The following is a 20,139-nucleotide window of genomic DNA, read 5'->3' as shown; positions in this document are numbered from 1 at the left end:
ACACGCAGTCCGGGCCAACCCCACGCTCTTCGACGGGCCTGTGGTGGCGTGTGGGGGACTGGAGCGGACTGGCCCGCGCATCCTGCGCCTCTTTTGGGCGCGGGTGACCTACCGGCACTACGCCTTGCGTCGCGTTCCCGGCGCCACGGCACTGCCCTCGTTGTTCCTGAACGTCCTCCAGCCGACGGACGACGGCCGTGTGCAGGCAGCGAGGATGTCGCCCTCGACGGCGCCCTGACCGCCGGACTCCTCCAGCACCGTTCGGCACGCACCGCACGCGTCGAGCAGCGCGTCGACAGCCACCGCCAAGACCAGCTCGGCGCCGTCACCGACGTCGCGGCCGCCCTGGACGCGCACCGCTCGGCGATGTTCCATCGGGAGCGTCTGGCCCTGGGCGAGGAAAGCACCGAGCACCAGCTGGAGGCCCAGACGAGGTCCCACGACACCCGGGCTGCAATCACCGCGCCCCACATCCGCCTTCAGGTCCTGGTCCCCCGAACTCGCCGGTCCCGCCCAGCAGGCCGCAGATGCCACGTACGCGCTGCGCAAGGCCCTCGACCGGGCCGAGCTGGACGCCCGGCGGCATGCGGCCAAGGAAGCATCCGTCGCCTTCATCGCCGCGGCCGCCACGCTCCTGAGCCCCGACAACCGCTGACGGAGGGTGACCACTGCCAGCGTCCTGGCCGTCCGGTCGTGCCGGTCCCATACGCCCTACAGCACTCGTGCGCCCCCGTGGCGGTGTTCCTATTTCTCGCCGGCATTCCGGACGTCGGTGATCGTGAAGCGTTCCTGGGAGCCGCAAACAACCGTTCTCGGAGATGACCTACGCAACCAGACGTTCAGGCGCGTGCGATGGCCAGCATGTGGGACGAGGAGGCGAGGAGGTCGTAGTGGTCTTCTGCGAGGCGTGCGGCCTCGAGCGCGGCGGTGAACAGGGGCCCGTTCGTGTCGAGTCGTTCGCCCGTGTGGAGCTCGGCGGCTTTCAGTGTGCTCCAGGACGGGCCCTCGATTCCGATGACCTGAGCGTCGGTCAGTCCGTCAGCCGTCATTTCCTCGGCGAGTTCGTCGGCGGTGTGGAAGTAGGCGGCGGTGAACCCTTTGCGGCCTGGCTCGTGGATGTCGAGGACGGATAGGTGGTGGTGCGCAGCCTGGAGGAGCTGATCGGGGTGCAGCTGAGCAACTCCTACTCCACCCCGGCCCATCTCGGGGAGCGGCGGGAGGCGTTCGAGGAAGATCTGCGCCGGGCGCTGCTCGAGTTCGACCCGTCGGCCTGCTACGAGGAGACCATCCACACCGAGGCCCTGATCGCCACCCGGCCGTAGCTGGGTAGATGCTCGCGAGCCGACGTCCCGGGCCTCCTGTGGGCGGCCCGGCCGCCGCCAGCTCGTTGCCGAGGCAGCGAGATGCTGCACCGCCAGATCTTCTTCGCCACCACGCCGCCGCAGCATCGACGCCCTGCGCGACGCCGCGGCCCGCCTCGCATGGGCCCCTGCTTGCTCGATCTGTCACCGGAGTCGAAGACTTCGGCGGGTGCCAAGGCTGGAGCGGCCCCGGCGACGGCGGGCCCGGCGCCGGTGGGGCTTCGCCGGGGGAGCAGGGTTCTGTCCAGAATCGGGCGACACGGTCTCGGCCCTCGGCCAAGAGAACACGCATGCTGCGCGTGGGACCGACCGGTTCGGAGGCGGATGGTGTCGCCCGTCCGGCTTCGCGCAGCTGGTCGATGGCCAGGCCGATGTACTCCGTGTGCCAGCAGATGACCACATTCGTCACGACGGTCAGGCACCACGCCTGCTCGTTCTGCTGCTCGGGCTGACGCCGGGCGATCTTGCGCCCGCGGGCGTAGTGGAGCTGGCGGCGCAGGGAGTGGAGGGACTCGCCCTTGTTCAGCTGCCGGGCGATCTTGCGCCTATAGCCCTCGTCCGACAAGTACTTCGTCGCGTAGATCGTGCGCCGAATAGCCCCGTACTCCTTCAGCGCCGCTGTGAGAGCGTTCTGCCGGGAGGACGCGGAGAGCTTGCCAACGATCAGAGAGGCGGTGGCGTGCCCGTCCTTCAGCGACCCCACCAGCCACAGCAGAGCGTCCCAGTGGGCCGCTACCAAGTCGAGGTTGGCCTTCTTCGTCAACAGCGGGCCGGCCTTCGGGAAGCGTTCCTCGCAGTCGCTCGTGGCGCCCATCCGGTAGAGGGTGATCTCGCCCAGGTCGCGGATGCGCGGCGAGAGTTGCTTGCCCACCAGGTCGAACAGGCCGAAGTTGACCAGGGTGACGCCGTACGTGTCCGTGGTGTGCTCGGTGATCGGCAGGTCGGTGGCGTTGCCGAGGATCTCGTGCAGCACGAAGTGATCCTCGCGATGGGTGGCGCTGATGGAAAGCGACCGTGAACGGCACGGCTGGAAGCCGCACCGCCTCGACCATCCGCAAGCACCGTGCGGCCCTCGCCGCCGTCGGCAGCTGTTCGGTACCTACTTGACCGCCCCGGTGCCGTTTCAGTGCCCGGTCAGGATCTGCTGGTTCAGCCGGTCCGCCACCCGTTGGCTGCGGATGCAGACCTGGGTGCCCTCCGACCCGCCAGTGATCCCGGTGAACACATCGTCGCCGAGCGGCGCGAATACCGTGTCGGCGCTGCTTCGCATCCCGATCCGCTCCAGGAACCGGTCGAAGATCACGCCGCGTTGCTCCGGTGCCCGGGCCAGCAGCGCCCGGTTCGTCTCGAACCCGGGCAACGGCCGGTTGCCGGGAAACGGCGGGCGTTCAGCCAGGAACGCCTCCCACTGCGCCCGGTGGGGGCCACCGCGCCGGACGTCCACGATCACGCCGAGGTCTGCCTTGGGCACATCCCAGGTGAGCACGTGCTGCATCCCGCCGCCGCGCTGCGCGCCCCGTCGCAGCCCGTAGACCGCGCCGGTGTCCTGTTCCAGCGTGAGGTAGAAGCCTTGGCCGAGATCCTGGTGCGCGCCAGCAGCGTGCGTTACGTCGATCCGTCCCCGGTCCAGGGGACCGATTCCTTGGTAGCCGGTCTGATCGGTGCCGTGGTGCAGCCGGACGCGTTCCTCCGCCGCCAGCCGCCGGGCCTGCGCGCCGGCCCGCCATGCGGCGAATGCCTCGGCGCCGAGAGCCGTCAGCGCCAGACCGAACGCGACCAGGTCGGCCTCGGCGTTCATCCGGGCGTGCTCGGCACTGCCCGGCGTGACCAGTTCGGTGCCGGGGCTCACCGCTGCGCCCTCAGCCGCTGCGAGCACTTGGGCCTCGCGGTGGCTGCCATAGGCCTCTACGCCGGCCGCGGTGGCGCCCACGGCGAGCAGCGCCAGCAGCGAGGCGCCGCTGGTGAACGGCGCGAGCAGGGCCGCGATCTGCTGTACGTTCTGCAATGCGGCTCGGGCCAGGGATTGTTCGATGGCGTGCCCGACGGCGGCCGACTCCGCTGCCCGGTGGGTGAAGCCGCCGGCCCAGCGGGTGCCGCCGACCGATGCCTGCCCGGCGTAGAGCTGCCGGATCAGTGGTTCCAGGTCCAGAGGGTCCAGGGCAGCGCCAAGGTTGCCCCGGGTGGTGGCGATGTCGGCCAGGGCCTGGCGCAGCGGCGCAGTCAGCCGGGTACGGGCGGAGCCGGCGTCGTTGTCGGTGACGAAGGCCTCGGTGCGGGTGCTGGAGCCTGCCCGGACCAGCCCGTACAGTGCCGGGTTGACGGCGGTCAGCCGCACGATCGCCTGGCTGGCCGCCTCCCAGCCCTGCTGCACGTCCGCGTACGGCACGGTGGGGTGCAGCAGGATGTCGCCGTGCGGCACGTCGGCCGGTTCCTCGGTCAGCTGCGGCGGCTGGCCGGACTGGAACGGCACCTGGTACTTGACCGGGCGGCCGGTCCAGTCCGGGTCGACGTCACCGCCGTCGCCGATCCGCCAGCCGACCCGGGCCTGCCGGGCTGCGTCCTGCGCCCGCTGCAGGTTGGACAGCGCCGCGGCGGCCGCCTGCAGTCCGGCGATCCGCCCGGCCTGCTCCCCGGTCGGTGGCCCCAGGTCCGGGCCGAGTGCGCTGAGTTCCCGATTCACCAGGTCCTCGTTGACCCGTAGGTAGTGCTGGCCGAGCGCGGTGATGTCGGCCCGGAACTGGTTCTGCAGGTCCCGGTACGGCCGGATCCCGATCAGGTGCGCACCGCGCCGGATGCAGGTGTCCCAGAGCTGCGGGTTGGCGTCCGCGAACCGGACCAGCCCGGCTGCGTCCAGGCTGCCCCAAATCCGCTCCAGGGCGGCCTCGTCGTTCGGACCGACCCAGGTCTGGTTCAGCACCACGTTGATCAGCCGCAGCCGCTCCGCATCGTCGATCCCCGCGAAGCTTGTGATCGCCGCGACAGCACCCGGGGTCCGGGCGTCGCGCTGCACCGGCAAGATCCGGTCCGGCTGTCCGGCCATCAGCGCGGCCACACTGCGGTTGCCGACCAGCCGCTGCAGCCGGGTGACCAACTGACGGTCGCAAACACCAGAGTCGGTCGGGCGGGCGGGCTCTGAAGTGCAGGTGGACCTCGGTCGGCCACTGGGCTGCTCTCGATCGACCTCACGTGGGCTCAATCCCGGACCCCCTTACTCGGAATCACTCTATCCCGGCGGCCGCGCATGATCAGGCAGCCGTTTCACCGCCAGACAGATCAAGTAGGCGTCGAACGCCAACGCGGCATTGACCCCGGCCACCCACTCGAGGAAGAGCCCTACGTCGAACTCCGCGACACCCGCGAACTCTGACACCCGCCGACGTCGGGATGCGACACCGGCGACCAAGGGAGCGTCATGCGTGAGGACGCCGCACGTGGGGCGCGCACATACGCCGTGCGGTGGCCTCGCGTGAACTTGGCGGGGCGCTGACGGCTGTGCAGTGGGCCGCGAAGCACGCAAAGGAGGAGACCGGCTGGAGCGGTCTGGGTCAGTTTTCGGTGAGCATGCCGATGCGCAGTTTGGACAGGATGCGGCTCAGCAGGCGAGAAACATGCATCTGGGACAGGCCGAGTCGGGTGCCGATCTGGGCCTGCGTCATCTCCTGGCCGAACCGCAGTTCCACGATGGAACGTTCCCGGTCGTCCAGTTCGGCCAGCAGCGGGGCGAGAGCGTGGAAGTCCTCGACGAGTTCCATGTCCCGGTCGTTGGTGCCGATCAGGTCGGCGTAGGAGCGGCCGCTGCTCATAGCGGCCGGGGCGTCCTCTGTGTCGGCATTGGGTGTGTCCAGCGAGCCGGCGGTGTAGCCGTTGGAGGCCACGAGTCCTTCGACGACCTCATCCTCGCTCAGTTCGAGGTGCGCGGCCAGCTCTTTGACGGTCGGCTGGTGGTCGAGCTGTGTGGCCAGGCGTTCCTTGGCCTGGGCAAGTTCCACCCGTAGTTCCTGCAACCGGCGCGGAACGTGGACAGCCCAACTGGCGTCGCGGAAGTACCGCTTGATCTCGCCGACGATGTAGGGGATGGCGAAGGAACTGAAGGCCACCTCGCGGCTGAGGTCGAAGCGGTCGATCGCCTTGATCAGGCCGATGGCCCCTACCTGGACGATGTCGTCCATCTCGCCGTCGCCGCGGTTGCGGAACCGGCCGGCCACGTACTTGACCAGGGACAGGTTCATCTCGATCAAAGTGTTACGGGCGTACTGATATTCACGTGTGCCCTCCTCCAGCACACGCAGCCGCTGCATGAACAGCCCGGTCAGCTCACGGGCGTCACGAGGTGCGATCTTCCTGCCGTCCTCGACCCACGGCAGACCCTCCGGTGCCGGGTAGGCCTGAGCGGCCACCTCCGCTACGGCGGTCCCGAGAGAGCTGGGGCGGGTGGCGGCCGTGGACGATGTCACGAGAGAACCTTCCCGGAAGATTACGGTCGGCTGTCCCAGCGCCTTCCCGGCCTCCCGCCACCCACACGCCCCGTTCCGGCCCTTCGGGTGACTTGTGGCCGGGACCGGTCGGGTTGGAGGAACATTGGGCGACAGGCGACCACCGGCACGACGTGGCATACGACATCGGAAGTCGACTCCCCAGCCGGGGTGCCGATCGGCCGGACAGCTCGTCGTTTTCCTCCGATCCACTCCGGCCGCCGCCGCCTTCACCACTGCCGTTGCCCTCACCTGGCCCGCCGCTGCGGCTGGCCTGCACGGTGCAGAATGCGCCGTTCATCGCGCGGCGTGGTGTCGCCCGCGGTTCCCGACTGGGCAAGGTGCGCTTGGGTGGTCGAGCGCGCCTTTGCCTGGCTGCATCAGTTCAAACGGCTCCGCATCCGATACGAACGACGCGTCGATTTCCATCAGGCCTGCTCGAACTGGCCTGCAGCCTCATATGCCTCCGGCGCCTGCGAACCTCATTCTCAAACGATCAGTAGGCCACCCGCCCGGACGTGTGCGAGGTCCCTGGCGGCGGCCACGGGCTAACTGGCCCGCTGTTCCCTTGAAGACACGACTGAGGTCGATGCGCCTCATGTGGCCGCGTCTCAGGTCAGGCTGTCGAACTTGCCGAGGAAGGCGCCGACCACCGCCCGGCCCCGCCGGTGAAGAGGAGGCCGATGCCGAGGGTGAAGACAACCAGGATGGCGTCCCGGATCCGCCGGTCCCGCGGCTGCAGCGGAAGTACGCGGCCGGGGTCGCGTGGGTCGTACGCCGCCTCGAGGCTCCAGGTCGGGATGGAGTGCCGCACGGTGCTGTATTACGCCTCGGGCAAACTGGGGCTGCTCCAGCAGGTCGTACGCGGCCAAGTCACGCCGCTGTGGCCCCCGATGGGCATCGCGCTGGCCAGCCTGCTCTTGATCGGCCCGCGGGTCCGGCCTGGGATCGCACTCGGCGCCTTCCTGGTCAACGTCTCACTCGGGCCATCGATCCCCGCCGTCCTTGCGATCACGACAGGCAACACCCTCGTACCCCTCTGCTCCTACGCCCTCCTTCGCCGCACCGGGTTCGGCACCCAGATGAACCGCCTTCAGGACGCGCTCGCGCTGGTCTTCCTCGGCGCGCCCACCGGCATGCTCATCAGCGCGACCGTGGGCAGCAGCATCCTGAGCCTTGCTCATGCTCTGCCCGCGGGTGGGTTCTGGCCCACATGGTGGGCCTGGTGGACCGGCGACGCAATGGGCGTTCTGCTGATCACGCCAGTGCTGCTCGTGCTCCGCTCGGCGCGCCGGTCGAAGAACGCACCACCATCCCGGTGGGGAGAGGGAGCGCTGCTCGTGGCGGCCACCATCGGCGTCGGTGTCCTCGCAACCGCCCCCGCACCCCTGATCTTCCTTGCCTTCCCACTGCTGACCTGGGCGGCCTTCCGCTTCCAGCGCGCCGGAGCCACGCCCTGCGCGCTGGCCATGTCCACCTTTGCGATCTTCGCCGCCATCAGCGGGACAGGCCCATTTGCCGGTCACACCCTGCTCACCAAGATGATCTGACTGCATGCATTCAACGGCGCCGCCGCGCTGACCGCGCTCCTGCTCTCCGCAGCCATCACCGAGCGAAACGGGACCCAGGCAGAGATCGAACAGGCTTGCAAGCGCCTCGCCGAGATGGTGGCGAGAACCGCGCGGGACATCGGCGGCCCCCAGCGGGTCCCGATTCGGCCGCTCCGCGTGGCAGCCCCTGACCGACGCGCTGACCAACACCCGTACGAAGGCCGACCACGAGGCACGCGAGGAACAGCGCCGCGCGGAACGCGAACGGGCACGCGCGCTCGAGGACCAGCAGCGCCGCGAACGGCTCGACGCGGCCTGGCCCTGGTCGTGCCCGTCATGCGGCACAGACGTCGACACCGGGATGACGGGCCAGGACGGCTACCGGCCCGAGCACGGCGGGCTGTGCCCCCGCTGCGAGCACACGCGCCGCGAGCTCGAATCCGAACGCCGCACGGAGGAGGCGGAGCCGGCCAACGGAATCATGGCCCGCCTGCGCGCCCGCGCCGCCGAACATTAGCCACCACCGATGCCCACCGTAGACAGGACATGAGCGAGCGAGTACACGTACGGCGGCGATCCTCGGAACACCCCGAGCTGACACGCCGGTCGTCTGATCGAGGGCGGCTTGATGGTGCTCTCGGTCAACCCGACGATGCTGCCGCGGCTGGACGAGCTGGAACGACCTGGTCGCCCGCCGCGAGCACGCTCTCGCCCAGGGTAGGAAGGGCGAAGTCGAAGGCATCGAGCTGACCCTGACGTTCCTGCGTTCCAAGCGGTCCCAGGTCCACCGTTCGCAGCAGCTGCCCCCTGTGGACCTGGGCATTCCTGCTATCCCTCACAGCCGCCTCACCTCAGAGTGATCAGCAGCGCGGCACCACGGCCGCGGCGGACCGGTCGGTGTGCCGGGCAGTCTTCGGCTCCTGGATGGTGTTGGAGTCGACGTCAACTTTCTATGGCCGGGAAACTGCGCACCCATGTGTGGCGGTGGCCTTCGAGAGGAAACGCAGGCGGTGCTGCGGGCAGGAGCGTGGTCAGTTCGTACCGGCACTTCTGTGCGACGCGGCAGGACGCGGCGTTGTCCACCTGGTGCAGGAGTTCAAGTCGCTCCAGCCCCTCTCCTGCGAAGGCGGTAATGGCCCACTCCGTCAACGCCTGCAGCGCCCTGGGCGCCACTCCCCGGCCCCGGGCGTGTGCCGCCGTCCAGTAACCGACCTCGGCCGACGGAGCACCAGGAGCAGCACGCTTGAGCACCACGTGGCCCACCAACTCCTCAGACCGACCCGGAGTTTCGCTCTCCATAACGGCGAATGAGAAGCGGTTGCCGGCCTGCCATCCCTTCTGCTGATCCCGCACCCATCGCATGGCGCCCGCCTCGTCGTCGAGGGCCGCACTTGTCCAGCGGCGCAGGGCGCTGTCCTGGTACAGGTCAACCAGGTCGGCAGCGTCCGTGAGGTTCCACTGGCGCAGTAGGAGAGCGGGCGCCGAGGGCGTGGCGGCTGCCTCCAGCGGGGTGGTGATCTTGTCCATGGGCGGAGCGTACGTGGCGGCTGCGGCGGTGTCCGGGGCCGATCGGTGCCGGACTCCTGTCTGGTGAAGGTGTCGTGTCATCGTGCTGCCCGTGAGCGCAACGCCGTGACGGACCAGTCGAGTGCCGGTGTCAGAGGCTCCGGGGCCGGCCAGTCGTTGATGACTGCGAGCAGGTGGAAGTACCGGTCTCGGCGCGGATCGTTCGCGGCCTCCAAACGCGGCAGTAGCCATAGGTGGGGTTCGGTGTCGCCGGGGCGGCCGAGGGTGCGCGCACAGCCGGCGGTGAGTTCCCTGACGACAGGGTCGGCCTGGGGCGCTTCCGGGGTGATCCCCGACTCGACGGCGGCTGCGGCGAGGTCACGGACGACGGCGACGACACCCGGGCGCGGTGGTGTGGATCCGCTCTCGGAGAGGTCTGCCGCGTACGTCTCGGTCGCTCCCCGCACACGGTCGCGGAAGTCCGGGTCCAGCGCCAGTTCCGCCAGCTGCACCCATGCCTCGACCTGTGCGTCTGTGGGGTTTTCGGGTAGTTCCGGTGTCATGGAGCGCCGGGCCGCGGCGTGCCAGCCTGGACCGCCGTCCAGCCCCTCGAAGACGGTGTCGAGAAAGCAATCGATCAGTCGTCGACGTTCGGCTTGGGAGAGCTGGGCCAACTGGTGCATGCGTTCCATCTCCTCACAGGTGGGTCTGCGCCTGGCCACGGCCACCAGCACCGCCCGCTGCAGCCGCAGGGTGGCGATCTGTACTTCCAGCGCGGCTGCGTGCTGCTCTGCGACGTCGCCGAGCGTCAGCTCTCGCTCCACGACCTGCCGAATCACGTCGAGGCCGAGTCCGAGTTCGCGCAGCGTCCGCACCAGGGTCAGTCGGGCGACGGCGTCAGGACAGTAGCGGCGATAGCCGGCGGGGGTGCGGTCGGCCGGCACCACGATCCCGCGGTCGGAATAGAAGCGGATGGTCTTGACCGTCAGGCCCGTGCGTCGAGCCAGTTCACCGATTGAGTAGTGGGTGCCGTCGTCCATGACCTCACCTTCACGTCTCCCGTTACGGGAGACTCAAGCCCGCTCTCGCGGCCCGTAGATCGCGTGCTCCGCGCCAGTGGCATGAGCCCAGTACCGGTCGCCGTACGACCAGTGCCACCACTCCGTCGGATAGTTGACCAAACCCGCAGCAGTCAGAGCATCTCCGAGCATCCGCCGGTTGTCGCGTGCCCCAGGCGCGACGTTGCGGGCGTCCGTATAGCAGGTGCCGTCGCTCTCCTCCGGACTGGCGTTCACCCGCGTCCCCATGTCGAGTTCCCGCCCATCGGCGGACATGAGCGTGAGGTCGACCGCCGCGCCGGCACTGTGAGGAGCTATCTCGGGCGGCGACACGTAGCGGCTCGCGGCGCCGCGCACCTGGGCCGCCGACCAGGCCGGATTGCCGGCCCGCAGTTCGTCGGCGTAACGCTCGAAGTAGAAACGCTGCAGCGCGGGCGGCCGGTACCCCTCGATGAACAGCAGACGGATGCCATCCGGGAGCAACTTCTGGGCCTCCAGAAGACGGGCCAGGACGCCATCCCGCAGGTGCGCGAAGGCCCCCGATCGGTCCTCCTTGCGTAGGTCGACGGCGACAGACTCCTGCAGCCGGACATCGCGGAGCTTTTCACCGCACTCGACCACAGGGATCGCCGCGATCCTCGGATCTGACATCAGCACGATCTCGGTCATGCACTGATCATGTCGCAAGGCCAGGCTCAGCCCAACGTCAGCCAACGGGTACCCAGGCGGTCGACTTCCGCCGCTTCCTCTCTGGTGATCGGGTCACGTCCCGTCGCCTTGCGCAGGAAGCGAAGCTGGCTCCAGCCCAGCTTCTCCACGGCTGCCGCACTGTCCTGACCGAGCAAAAGATCCTGCACCACGTCCGCGGCCTGCGGGGTTGTCCACGGCTCGCGCCTCAGGGCGTCGGCCAGGTCCAGGCCGTGCACGGCAACCTCTACCACCCGCGTCAACAGGAACTCCGACAGGAGCATCGGATCGCCGTGCCGGGTACGCACCACACGCCCATCCGGCACGACACGGCACAGACGGTCCACCTCCTGCCAGGTGGCGTCGAATGCCTGGGCGAGCGCGGCCCCGGTGAGCTTTTCGGCTGCATGATCCTGAGCCAGTGCTATCCGGGCCGCGTTGGTCTCCGGGGCGAAACGCTCATCAGGCCGGTAGTACTCCACTGCAGACACCTCGGCGTGGATCGGCGCCGGTGCGGCCAGCATGCCGGGCAGCCAGGCGATCACGTGCGCCAACAACTCCCTTACCGTCCACGGCGCACACCGTGTCGGGAGAGACCACTCAGCCTGCGAGACCCCGCTCATCGCCCGAGCGAGCCGTCCGGCCTCGCAACGAAACGCTTCAACTACCCGCCCCTGATCCATGTCGATCAAGCTACCCGACCAGGACAGGCGCAGACGGAAGCCACCGTCGACAGCAGGTTGAGCAGTTGCTGGGCGCGACACCCGCTCACTGCGTCATCGGCGACCTAGCGAATGTTGACGCCTCGCTGTCCGCCCATTCCTCATGGCACTCGCCGTGAGAGGAGATACCCACCCCCCGCGATCTGCTGGGCCTTCTCTTTCGGATCACTCTCACGGGCGTGCGATAGGTTGCCCGCCATGACTGGACTCGGCCCCGTCGCCTGGCCACCTGCCCCGATAAGGACCGAACGGCTCGTGCTCCGCGAGTCCGAGGCCCGGGACCGTGCGGCGTTCATCGAGCTGTTCGCATCGCCAGAGGTGGGCACCTACATCGGTGGCCCTCGACCGCGTGACGAGCTCGAACGCGCGGTGCCTGAGGTGCCCGGGCGGCGCCCTGGCCTTTTCGTGATCGATCTCGACGGAGCGATGATCGGCATGATCACGCTCGATCGGCGCGACGCAGAGCGTCCGGGTCACGTCCGTCCGGATGCCGGAGAGGCCGAGCTCGGCTACATGTTCCTGCCGGAAGCGTGGGGACGCGGGTACGCCGCTGAGGCATGCGCAGCGGCACTCAAGTGGTTCGCTGACGTCCTCCCCAGCGAGCCGGTGGTCCTCTGTACCCAAACCGCCAACGACCGCGCGATGCGCCTCGCGGCGAAGCTGGGGTTCACCGAAGTGGAGCGGTTCGAGGAGTACGGCGCCGAGCAGTGGTTCGGCGTGTGGCCCTCAGCCACGCCGTGAGCTAGGCGGTCGCACACCGGGGTTCAAGGTCCGCCGCGCGAGACGCCGAGGCCGTCATCGGCGCGGTCACCGGCAGCCTGGCCCGGCCGCAACTCCTCGTCCTCGGACGCTACGACACCGACCACCGGCTGCGTCCGGTGGGCCGCACCACGCCGCTGCGGCCCGACGCCGCCCGGCAGCTCGCCGACCACCTCACCGCCTCCGGCCCCGGGCATCCGTGGACCGGGGTGCGGTTCAGCGTCACCTGGGGCAGCCGCGAGATCCTCGACCCGATCCTCGTCGTCCCCATCGTCGTCGCGGAGGTGAGTGCCGACACCGCCATCGACCGCGGCGCCTGGCGCCACCCCCTGCGCTACGTGCGCATGCGCCTGGACGTCACTCCAGACGACGTGCCGCCGTTCGGCGAAGGCACGACGCCCGCCGCCGGCTGACCGGAGATCCACTTCACCGGGCACAGCCCCCGCCGTGGCCTTGCGATGTCCTCGCGCCTGAAGCGCCGCTACGTCTAATCGGCACCGCAACCGCCGCAGCCGTCACCATCTGGCTCACGGACATGATCGACCGGACAAATCCTGAAGTGGTCGGCTCCGGAAATCGTTCGGGGTGGGGTGAGTCGTCTCAGGCGGAGGCGGCATTGAGGAGAGTTTCGGCCGCGGTGGTGCGGGCGTAGAGGACGGAGCGGCCGGCGCGGTGGGCGCTGACCAGGCCCGCGTTGCGTAGTGCGGTGAGGTATTGAGATACCCCGGCTGGGGAGAGCCCGGTGCGGTGGGCCAACTGTGTGGTGGAGGCTGGGGTCTCCAGTTCGGTCAGCAGCAGGGTCCGCGAGCGGCCGAGTACTGCGGCGAGGGTGTCGGTCCGGGTGACGCGCCGCGCCTTCCACATCGAGCCGACGCCCCGTGCCGGATAGGCAAGTTGGGGTGGGTCCGGCAGCGTGGTCCGGGTGCGCAGTCCCGGTCCGGTGAAGGCCGAGGGGATCAGTAGCAGTCCGGTGCCTGCCGTTTCGCGGGTCAGCGGCTGCTTTCGGCGGGCCATCCGCAGTGCGTTGTCGTCCCAGCTCACCGAGGTGTGCAGGTCGTTGAAGAGGCGGCCGGCGCCGTGCTCGGCGACCATGCGGGCCCGGTAGAAGATGTCTGCGTCCAGTACTGCCTGGATCCGTGCCCAGTAGGGGGCGAGTGCCAGCTCCCAGTACGTTTCGATCTCTTCTGTGACCTTGGCCAGGCGGGTCTGTGGGTCGGCGTGCAGGGTTCGCAGCCGGGGGCCGAGATTTCCCTGGTGGCGGGCCAGGTGGTCGAGGTCCTGGCGTACCCGGTCGGCGGGCGAGGCCCGAATCGCATCCCGCTCTGCCTCCGGTGTGGGGGCCGGTCCGGCGGGGGCCGGGTTGAGGAAGTCGGGGACGTATCCGTTGGGCGGGATGAGCTCGGCAAGCCAGCCCCGGTCGAGCCCGGCTGCCATCACGCGGGGCCGCACCTGATCGGCCCAGGACCGGTGGACCGGATGCGCGGCGGTGGACCTCAGCAGCCGGAAGCTGGGCGCGACCTCCCACATCGGTGAGACGGCGAACCGCACCTGCGCCAGATCGCTCACCGAGAACGCCAACTCTGCCAGGACGACCACTCCCCAATGGATTCAGGCATATCTGAATCAGTGGCGTGCCAGCCTACCGTGCGGAGATCATCCCGCCATGACCTCACAGATCACCACCGCAGCGGCGTCGGGCACCTTCAATCTCGGCGACCTGATGGTCAACCGGATCGGTTTCGGCGCGATGCGCCTGCCCCAGCACGGCGAGGCGTTCGCAGCCGATGCCGTCCCACGCGACCGCGACCAGGCGATCGGTGTGCTGCGCCGCGCGGTCGAGCTCGGCGTGAACCACATCGACACCGCCGCCTTCTACTTCTCGCCGCTGCTCTCCGCCAACGAGCTGATCAACAGTGCACTGGCCCCCTACCCGGACGACCTCGTCATCACCACCAAGGTCGGACCCGGCCGCGATCCGTCGGGCCAGTGGCTGCCGCACGCCGACCCCAAGCAACTGCGCGGCCAAATCGAGGAGAACCTGCGCCAGCTCGGCCGCGACCACCTCGACGTGGTGAACCTGCGCATCGTCGGCACCGATTCCATCGCCGAACGCTTCGGCGCACTCGCCGAACTGCGCGAGGCCGGACTCATCCGTCATCTGGGCCTGTCCAACGTCCGCCCCCACCACCTCGTCGAGGCCCAGACCATCGCGCCAGTGGTCTGCGTCCAGAACATGTACGGCATCGGCGCATCGCCCGAGCAGAAGGAGTTCCTGCACATCTGCGGTGAACAACACATCGCGTTCGTGCCGTTCTACTCGATCGCCGGCACCGGACGCGAAGGCGGCGCGACCACCGACGACAGCATGGAGGTGCACACCATCGCCCGCGCCCGCGGGGTGAGCGCAGCCCAGATCCGGCTGGCGTGGACCCTGCACCAGGGCCCCCACGTCCTGGCCATCCCGGGCACCGGCGACCCCGACCACCTCGCCCAGAACGTGGCCGCCGCCTCTCTGCGCCTTTCCGAGGACGAACTCACCGCCCTGGACGGCCTCCACCCCGAAACAGCATGAACAAGACCCCCATGAAGGACGTGATCCACTTCTGCTGATCGGCTTGTCTGCCTTGCCTGTTCCTGCCGCCCGCCCCATAGTCCTGACCACCGCCGAGCGGCAATGGTTGAAGAAGGCGGCCAACGGTCACAAGACTCCGCACCAGACCAGGATCCGGTCACGGATCGTGCTCCTGGCCGCGCGGGGCAGGCCCAACGCGCGGATCGCTGCCGAGGTGGGAGTACACGTGGACACGGCGCGCCCTTGGCGGGGCCGGTTCGCCGACCTGGGCTTGCCCGGCTTGGTCGACCGCAAGCGTCCGGGGCGGCCCGCCGCCTCACCGCGCTACAGGCCGCTCAAGTCAAGGCCCTGGCGTGTCAGCTTCCCGCCGAGAGAGGCACGCCGCTGCCACGCTGGTCGTGCCCGGAACTGGCGTGCGAGGCCGCCGCCCCGCCGGGTCGCACCGGCCCTCTCGGCGTCCACCGTGCGCCGCTGGCTGGACCAGGACGCGATCAAGCTCCTGGCGACACCACTCCTGGATCTTCATCACCGACGTCGGCTTTCGCCCCAAGGCAGCCCGTGTCCTGGACCGGTAACGCCCGCAGCTGGGGTGCGGTACCGCTCGGCGCCGACGAATACATCGTCGGCGCGGACGAGAAGACCTCCATCCAGGCCCGCTGCCGCTGCCACCCCACCCTCGCCCCCTTCTTGCACACCTCCGCCGGGCGCCAGCCCGGTCCCGCGCATAGCGCGGCCGGGCCACAAGGAGGGCTGCCGTCAGGTCCGTGAACCGCACCGCACCCAGAGGCAGGTGATCGACGCGGCCCGCCGACAGGCCGGGGACCACATGCCCGCCCAGGTCGTCGTCCACGGCCGTGACAGGCGCATCCGGGCCTGGTGCAAGGTCCGCCGCCGCGAAACGACCGAGGCCCTGATCGGCGCCGTGGCCCGGCCTCAACTGCTCGTCCTTGAACGCTTTGACGCCGACCGCCGACCGCGCCTGGTGAGCCGCACCACGCTGCTGGGGCCCAACGCTCGCCCCGGGAACAGGCGCCACGGGCCAGGCCCGGTTTGCCGACGCCTGTCTGGACTGCCCGGTCAAATCACCCTGCGATCTTCGAGAGGCGCAGCGTGCAGCGCCGGACCTCGTTCGCCCGGCAGGCGCGGGGTGTGGTTGACCAGCCGGGCCGAGTTGCCGACCACCGCGATGCTGCTCGTGTTGTGCAGCAGGGCGGCCACCACCGGGTTGATCGAGCCTCCCGCTCCGGCGCCCAGGCCGATGAGGTTGACGCCGATGGCGAGACCGTAGTTCTGCCGCACGACGCGGAGCGTGTGACGGCTGAGTTCGACGACAGCGGCGACCTGTTGGAGGTCGTTGCCCGCCAGCGCGATGTCCGCGGTCTCCAGCGCCACGTGCGAGGAATGTGCGCCCATCGCGATGCCGACATCCGCCAGGGCGAGGGCGGGGGCGTCGTTGGTCCCGTCCCCGACCATGGCCACGAGGTGGCCCTCGTCCTGCAGATCGCGGATCAGCTGGAGCTTGCCCTCGGGCAGGGCGTGGGAATGCACCTCGGTGATGCCGAGGGCGTCGGCGACCGCCTGCGCCGTCTCCGGGGAGTCGCCGGTCATCAGGATGAGGCGCTGGACCCCCAGGTCCTGGAGTTGCCGGACAATGGTCTCGGCTCCGCCGCGTACGGCGTCGGAGAGTCCGAGCATGCCGATCAGATCTTCGTCATGGGCCAGGCAGATGACCGTCTCACCCTGGGCGCGTAGGTGTTCCGTCCAGTGCTGTGCCGTGTCGGGCAGCTCCATGCCGTGCTGGCGCAGAAGGGCGGGGCTGCCGACGAGGAGGCGGCTGCCGTCCAGTTCGGCGCGCATTCCCATGCCGAGGACGACCTCGCACGCCTGGTGGATGGGCACGTGCAGGTGCTGTTCCTCGGTGCGGCGCACGATGGCTTCGGCGAGCGGATGCCGAGCGTGGAGCTCGCCCGAGGCGGCCAGGCTCAGCACCTCGTCGGCCGTGAAGTGCTCGTGGAAGGTGACCACGCTGGTGACCAGCGGACGGCCGAGAGTGAGGGTGCCGGTCTTGTCGAAGACCACGGCGGTCACGCGTCCGACGCCTTCCAGATGGGTGCCGCCCTTGATGAGGGTGCCGTGGCGGGCGCCGTTGCCGATGGCCGCGCTGATCGCTGTCGGGGTGGCCAGACCGGCTGCGCACGGGCAGGCGATCAGCAGCATGGTCATGGCGCGCCTGGGGTCACGGGTCAGCGCATACGTGCCTGCTGCCAGCGCAAAGGAGACGGGAACGAAGCGGCGGGTGAAACGTGTGGCCACGGTCTGGATCGGCGCCCGGTCGGCCTGCGCCTCCTCCACCCGGCCGATGATGCGGCCGACCGTGGTGTCACGGCCGACGGCGGTCGCGCGGATGGTGAGGGAGCCGTTGGTGACGATGGTGCCGGCGTAGACCTCGCCGCCTTCCTGCACGTAGACCGGAAGGGCTTCACCAGTGATCGCCGCCTGGTCCACCAGTGCCGCGCCTGCGGCGGCGGTGCCGTCGACCGGGATCCTGTGATGCTCGTAGACGGCGACGAGGTCGCCCGGTTCCACGGTCTCCAGGGCCACCTCGATCTCCACACCGTCCCGTACGAGCCACACCCGCTCCTCACCGACGCTCAGGAGCTCCTCGATGGCGCGGCGGGTACGGCGGAGGGTGAGGGTCTGCAGGAACTCGCCGATGTTCAGCAGCCAGAGCACGGTCAGCGCCACCACGTTCTCGCGCAGCACCAGCGAGATCAGCGTCGCGGCGGTGACCAACGTGTCCGTCCCGGGATATCGGCGGCCCAGGACGGTATGCACTGCCCCGCGGAAGAAGGGCAGGCCGCTGAAGACCGTGGCGACGCGCAGGAAGCCGAGAGGGGCGCCGGACGACCAGGGCGGGCGACGCAGCAGCAGTCGGTGTACGGCCACGACGGCGAGTACGGCGCCGCCGACGACCAGCCGGGCGACCTCGCCCGTGGAGGAGTCGGGGGTGGCGCGGCTTGCTTTGGGCACGGCAGACGGGAGTGGCGCCTCTTGGAGAGCCGCTACGAGCCCGTCCACGTCCAGGTGGTCTGGCGCCACCCAGACCACCACACTCCCGGTACGCGGAAAGATCCGCAGCGCACGAAACCCCCGGACATCCGCGAGCCTCTCGTCGACCAGTCCTGCGCAGCCGGGCCGGGCCTGAAGCCACGGCACGGTGAGGCGCACACGGCCCGCGGCGACGGAGCGGACGACGATTCCGGCCATGATCAGTGCTCGTGCTCGTGCTCGTGCTCGTGGTCGTGGGTGTGGCCTTCCACATCGACCGCGGACGGCGGCGGCGCTTCCTCCCCCAGGGTGGACCTGGCCTCAGCCAGCATGTCCCCCGCCTTGAGCCGAGCTTCCTCGGCGGCGGAGCCGAGCCACCGGCTCGCCACGATCCCTCCAGCAATGCCACCCACCAGCGCCCTGCGAGCAACAGGCTTCACCGTCGGCGCCGCTTTGGCCGCGCCACGGAAAATCAGTCCACCGACCACGCCGGAGACGGCGAAGTGAGCCACACGACCTGCGGCAGAACCGACCAGAGCAGCGGGATGCATGAGCGCTCCTTCTACGAGTGCGCCCCCAGCCCAACCTTTATCAATTGTGAACCTCTGGACAAGTAACTGGCAACCAACGCCGCCGGATGCTGCTGGCGCATGCCCGATGGCGCTGCGATGCGAGATACATGCCTGCCACCCTCTGGGAGACGGTCCGGCAGCAGCAGGTTCGGGCGCGCGGGTGAGCCGCAGAGGGCAGGGTGTGTCCTCGTAAGGCCATCGGTACGCCTTCGTCTCGGCATGCCTCGGTGCCTTCGGACACGTACAAGTCGATCGCCGGCCACGACATCGTGGACCGCGCGTGAGCGATGCGCGAGACGGCCTTCCTCGGTGCGCGAACCCGTATCAGCGGCCGTGCTTTCAGGATCCCTGCCAGGGTTCTGAAGGCGCGGGAGAATGAAGGCAACATCCTGGCGCGTGCCGAAGGCGCTGGGATCGATGACGCTGCCCCTGGTCGTGGGCTTGGACGGATCAGAGGCCGGCCTCTGGGCGGCAGACTGGGCCACGGACGAGGCGGCCCTGCACGGCCTAGAGCTGCGCATCGTGCACGCCTCCCTGTGGGAACGCTACGAAGGCCCCGTCTTCCCTGACTCCGACGAGGTCCCCGCCGAGCACGCCCTCGCACAGGACATCGTCGGCCGCGCTGCCGAACGGGCCCGGCAGCGTAACCCGGACGTCAAGATCACGGTCGACATCATTCCTGACGACGCCGAGACAGCCCTGTTGCGGGAGGCACGCCGCGCCGCCGCCGTCGTGACCGGGTGCCGGGGCAGAGGACCGATCACGGGTGCGCTGCTGGGCTCGGTCAGCCGCTCCCTGGCGACACATGCCTCCAGCCCGGTGGTCGTGGTACGTGGCACCCCGCACAACCGGCAAGGAGCCAATGGCCGCATCGTGCTCGGCGTGGGCGATGCCGCAACCAGCACGGCGGCGATACGGTTCGCGTTCCGCGAGGCCGAAGCACGGCGCTGCGCGCTGGACGCCGTACGCGCCTGGCGACGCTCCGCCCACAAACCCCTGGCGCATCCGCTGCTCGTCGGCGATCCCGCCCACCACTACGAGGATCAGATATTGGCTCTGCTCGACGACGCCCTGCGCGCCGCAGAGCACGAACACCCTCACGTACTGGTGCACCGCGTCACCGCCGAGGGCCCGGCCCACCACGTCCTGCTCACGCACTCGGCCACGGCCGACCTGCTCGTCCTCGGAGCCCCTCGACGCCACCCGCCTCTCGCACTGCCCCTCGGTCGTGTGGCGCACGCCGCGCTCCAGCATGCCGACTGCCCTGTCGCTGTGGTGCCGCAACGCGGAGCCGCATCCTGAAGCAGCCCAGGCCACGGCGGAAGCGCCCGGCAGACCAGCGAGCCCTCGGGCGAGCCACTTCCGCCGGCCAGCGGCGGCCGGGAGGGCCCCGGATACGTCAGCCGACCGGACTGGAGGGTGTGCGGGTGTACAGCCCGGTGGGGGCGGTGACGGGAAACGGAGCATCTCATACCGTGCCGATACTCCCAGATCAAGAGCCAGTTCAGGCCAACCTGGCCGCCATTTTCGGGCTCTCTCCAGCAGGAAACGTTGCGTTAACCCAGCAAACAACTCCGCCCAGTTAACGTGTTTCTTGACCAGTCATTGACCAATCGTTGGCACGCGTAAGAAGTGTGAACTGCCTGGAGGGGGCGAATGTTCCGAGGTGCGACGGCCCGGACCATGCTCGCGGTCCTCGCTGCCCTCCTGCTCGCTCTCCCGTTCTTGGCACCCGCCGCGCCGTTCGCACCGGCGCACGCGGCCCGTCACGCTGAGGCCAAAGCCCAGTCCGAAATCAAGCCCTCTGGGACAACGCCGCGCGATGAGGCCGT

Annotated in this window: 18 protein-coding genes and 3 pseudogenes; 9 read left to right on the top strand and 12 right to left on the bottom strand. The window is 69.4% G+C overall.

Translation table 11 applies throughout. The annotated features are described in order from the left end of the window. Positions 1-117 precede the first annotated feature (117 nt). Positions 118-441: a hypothetical protein gene (locus ACWD0A_RS27820; RefSeq protein ID WP_451302450.1), complete on the bottom strand. Its 324-nt coding sequence runs from the start codon at positions 439-441 to the stop codon at positions 118-120. A gap of 398 nt (positions 442-839) precedes the next feature. After that, on the bottom strand, positions 840-1,049 hold the full coding sequence (locus tag ACWD0A_RS27815; RefSeq protein ID WP_451302448.1) for a hypothetical protein: 210 nt from the start codon (positions 1,047-1,049) through the stop codon (positions 840-842). Between the two features lie 84 nt (positions 1,050-1,133). Between ACWD0A_RS27815 and ACWD0A_RS27810 the strand changes: the two genes are divergently transcribed. Further along, positions 1,134-1,322, top strand: a complete 189-nt coding sequence (locus tag ACWD0A_RS27810; RefSeq protein ID WP_451302446.1) for a hypothetical protein — start codon at positions 1,134-1,136, stop codon at positions 1,320-1,322. Between the two features lie 424 nt (positions 1,323-1,746). Here ACWD0A_RS27810 and ACWD0A_RS27805 read toward each other — a convergent pair. The 3 genes and pseudogenes from ACWD0A_RS27805 to ACWD0A_RS27795 form a co-directional block, all read right to left on the bottom strand. Next, positions 1,747-2,334, bottom strand: a pseudogene (locus ACWD0A_RS27805) (Tn3 family transposase); the annotation flags it as partial. A 150-nt stretch (positions 2,335-2,484) separates the two neighbouring features. Then, positions 2,485-4,452 carry a hypothetical protein gene (locus tag ACWD0A_RS27800; RefSeq protein WP_451302444.1) on the bottom strand — a complete coding sequence of 656 codons (1,968 nt, stop codon included), beginning with the start codon at positions 4,450-4,452 and terminating at the stop codon, positions 2,485-2,487. A 454-nt stretch (positions 4,453-4,906) separates the two neighbouring features. After that, a complete protein-coding gene (locus ACWD0A_RS27795) occupies positions 4,907-5,815 on the bottom strand; it encodes an RNA polymerase sigma factor SigF (RefSeq protein WP_451302442.1) in 909 nt (302 codons plus the stop codon). A gap of 311 nt (positions 5,816-6,126) precedes the next feature. Between ACWD0A_RS27795 and ACWD0A_RS27790 the strand changes: the two are divergent. The 3 genes and pseudogenes from ACWD0A_RS27790 to ACWD0A_RS27780 form a co-directional block, all read left to right on the top strand. Continuing rightward, positions 6,127-6,336, top strand: a pseudogene (locus tag ACWD0A_RS27790) (transposase); the annotation flags it as partial. 297 nt (positions 6,337-6,633) lie between these two features. Further along, on the top strand, positions 6,634-7,383 hold the full coding sequence (locus tag ACWD0A_RS27785) for an MASE1 domain-containing protein (RefSeq protein WP_451302440.1): 750 nt from the start codon (positions 6,634-6,636) through the stop codon (positions 7,381-7,383). 361 nt (positions 7,384-7,744) lie between these two features. Next, the gene (locus tag ACWD0A_RS27780) at positions 7,745-7,900 is read left to right on the top strand and encodes a hypothetical protein (protein ID WP_451302438.1); all 156 of its coding nucleotides are present in this window, start codon (positions 7,745-7,747) and stop codon (positions 7,898-7,900) included. 425 nt (positions 7,901-8,325) lie between these two features. On the opposite strand, the gene ACWD0A_RS27775 is transcribed toward ACWD0A_RS27780, so the two are convergent. The 4 genes from ACWD0A_RS27775 to ACWD0A_RS27760 all read right to left on the bottom strand — a co-directional run bounded on the left by ACWD0A_RS27775 (position 8,326) and on the right by ACWD0A_RS27760 (position 11,257). Further along, positions 8,326-8,910: a GNAT family N-acetyltransferase gene (locus ACWD0A_RS27775; protein ID WP_451302436.1), complete on the bottom strand. Its 585-nt coding sequence runs from the start codon at positions 8,908-8,910 to the stop codon at positions 8,326-8,328. A gap of 77 nt (positions 8,911-8,987) precedes the next feature. Beyond that, positions 8,988-9,929, bottom strand: coding sequence for a MerR family transcriptional regulator (locus ACWD0A_RS27770; RefSeq protein WP_451302434.1), 942 nt, complete (start codon positions 9,927-9,929; stop codon positions 8,988-8,990). Positions 9,930-9,962: 33 nt separating this feature from the next. Beyond that, the gene (locus tag ACWD0A_RS27765) at positions 9,963-10,616 is read right to left on the bottom strand and encodes a M15 family metallopeptidase (protein WP_451302432.1); all 654 of its coding nucleotides are present in this window, start codon (positions 10,614-10,616) and stop codon (positions 9,963-9,965) included. A gap of 26 nt (positions 10,617-10,642) precedes the next feature. Beyond that, positions 10,643-11,257 (bottom strand): maleylpyruvate isomerase N-terminal domain-containing protein, encoded by a 615-nt coding sequence (locus ACWD0A_RS27760; RefSeq protein WP_451302502.1) that lies wholly within the window; start codon positions 11,255-11,257, stop codon positions 10,643-10,645. Between the two features lie 297 nt (positions 11,258-11,554). Here ACWD0A_RS27760 and ACWD0A_RS27755 point away from each other — a divergent pair, with 297 nt between their 5' ends. Both ACWD0A_RS27755 and ACWD0A_RS27750 read left to right on the top strand, forming a co-directional pair. Further along, positions 11,555-12,097 (top strand): GNAT family N-acetyltransferase, encoded by a 543-nt coding sequence (locus ACWD0A_RS27755; protein WP_451302430.1) that lies wholly within the window; start codon positions 11,555-11,557, stop codon positions 12,095-12,097. A gap of 137 nt (positions 12,098-12,234) precedes the next feature. Continuing rightward, positions 12,235-12,528, top strand: coding sequence for a hypothetical protein (locus ACWD0A_RS27750; protein WP_451302428.1), 294 nt, complete (start codon positions 12,235-12,237; stop codon positions 12,526-12,528). Between the two features lie 187 nt (positions 12,529-12,715). On the opposite strand, the gene ACWD0A_RS27745 is transcribed toward ACWD0A_RS27750, so the two are convergent. Then, on the bottom strand, positions 12,716-13,711 hold the full coding sequence (locus ACWD0A_RS27745; RefSeq protein WP_451302426.1) for an ArsR/SmtB family transcription factor: 996 nt from the start codon (positions 13,709-13,711) through the stop codon (positions 12,716-12,718). A gap of 67 nt (positions 13,712-13,778) precedes the next feature. Between ACWD0A_RS27745 and ACWD0A_RS27740 the strand changes: the two genes are divergently transcribed. Together ACWD0A_RS27740 and ACWD0A_RS27735 are read left to right on the top strand one after the other, a co-directional pair. Next, entirely contained in the window at positions 13,779-14,687 is a 909-nt protein-coding gene (locus tag ACWD0A_RS27740; RefSeq protein ID WP_451302424.1) for an aldo/keto reductase, read from the top strand. 43 nt (positions 14,688-14,730) lie between these two features. Continuing rightward, positions 14,731-15,546: pseudogene (locus ACWD0A_RS27735) on the top strand (helix-turn-helix domain-containing protein); the annotation flags it as partial. A 218-nt stretch (positions 15,547-15,764) separates the two neighbouring features. Here ACWD0A_RS27735 and ACWD0A_RS27730 read toward each other — a convergent pair. Further along, positions 15,765-17,954: a heavy metal translocating P-type ATPase gene (locus ACWD0A_RS27730; RefSeq protein ID WP_451302422.1), complete on the bottom strand. Its 2,190-nt coding sequence runs from the start codon at positions 17,952-17,954 to the stop codon at positions 15,765-15,767. A 2-nt stretch (positions 17,955-17,956) separates the two neighbouring features. Further along, the gene (locus ACWD0A_RS27725) at positions 17,957-18,286 is read right to left on the bottom strand and encodes a DUF1490 family protein (RefSeq protein ID WP_451302420.1); all 330 of its coding nucleotides are present in this window, start codon (positions 18,284-18,286) and stop codon (positions 17,957-17,959) included. Between the two features lie 396 nt (positions 18,287-18,682). On the opposite strand from ACWD0A_RS27725, the gene ACWD0A_RS27720 reads away from it, so the two are divergent. Beyond that, positions 18,683-19,609 (top strand): universal stress protein, encoded by a 927-nt coding sequence (locus tag ACWD0A_RS27720; RefSeq protein WP_451302418.1) that lies wholly within the window; start codon positions 18,683-18,685, stop codon positions 19,607-19,609. Positions 19,610-20,139: the final 530 nt, after the last annotated feature.

This window comes from Streptomyces sp. NPDC002867, from assembly GCF_053591895.1.
The sequence above is the reverse complement of the archived record's forward strand: the minus strand, read 5'-3'. Positions and strand labels throughout refer to the sequence as shown.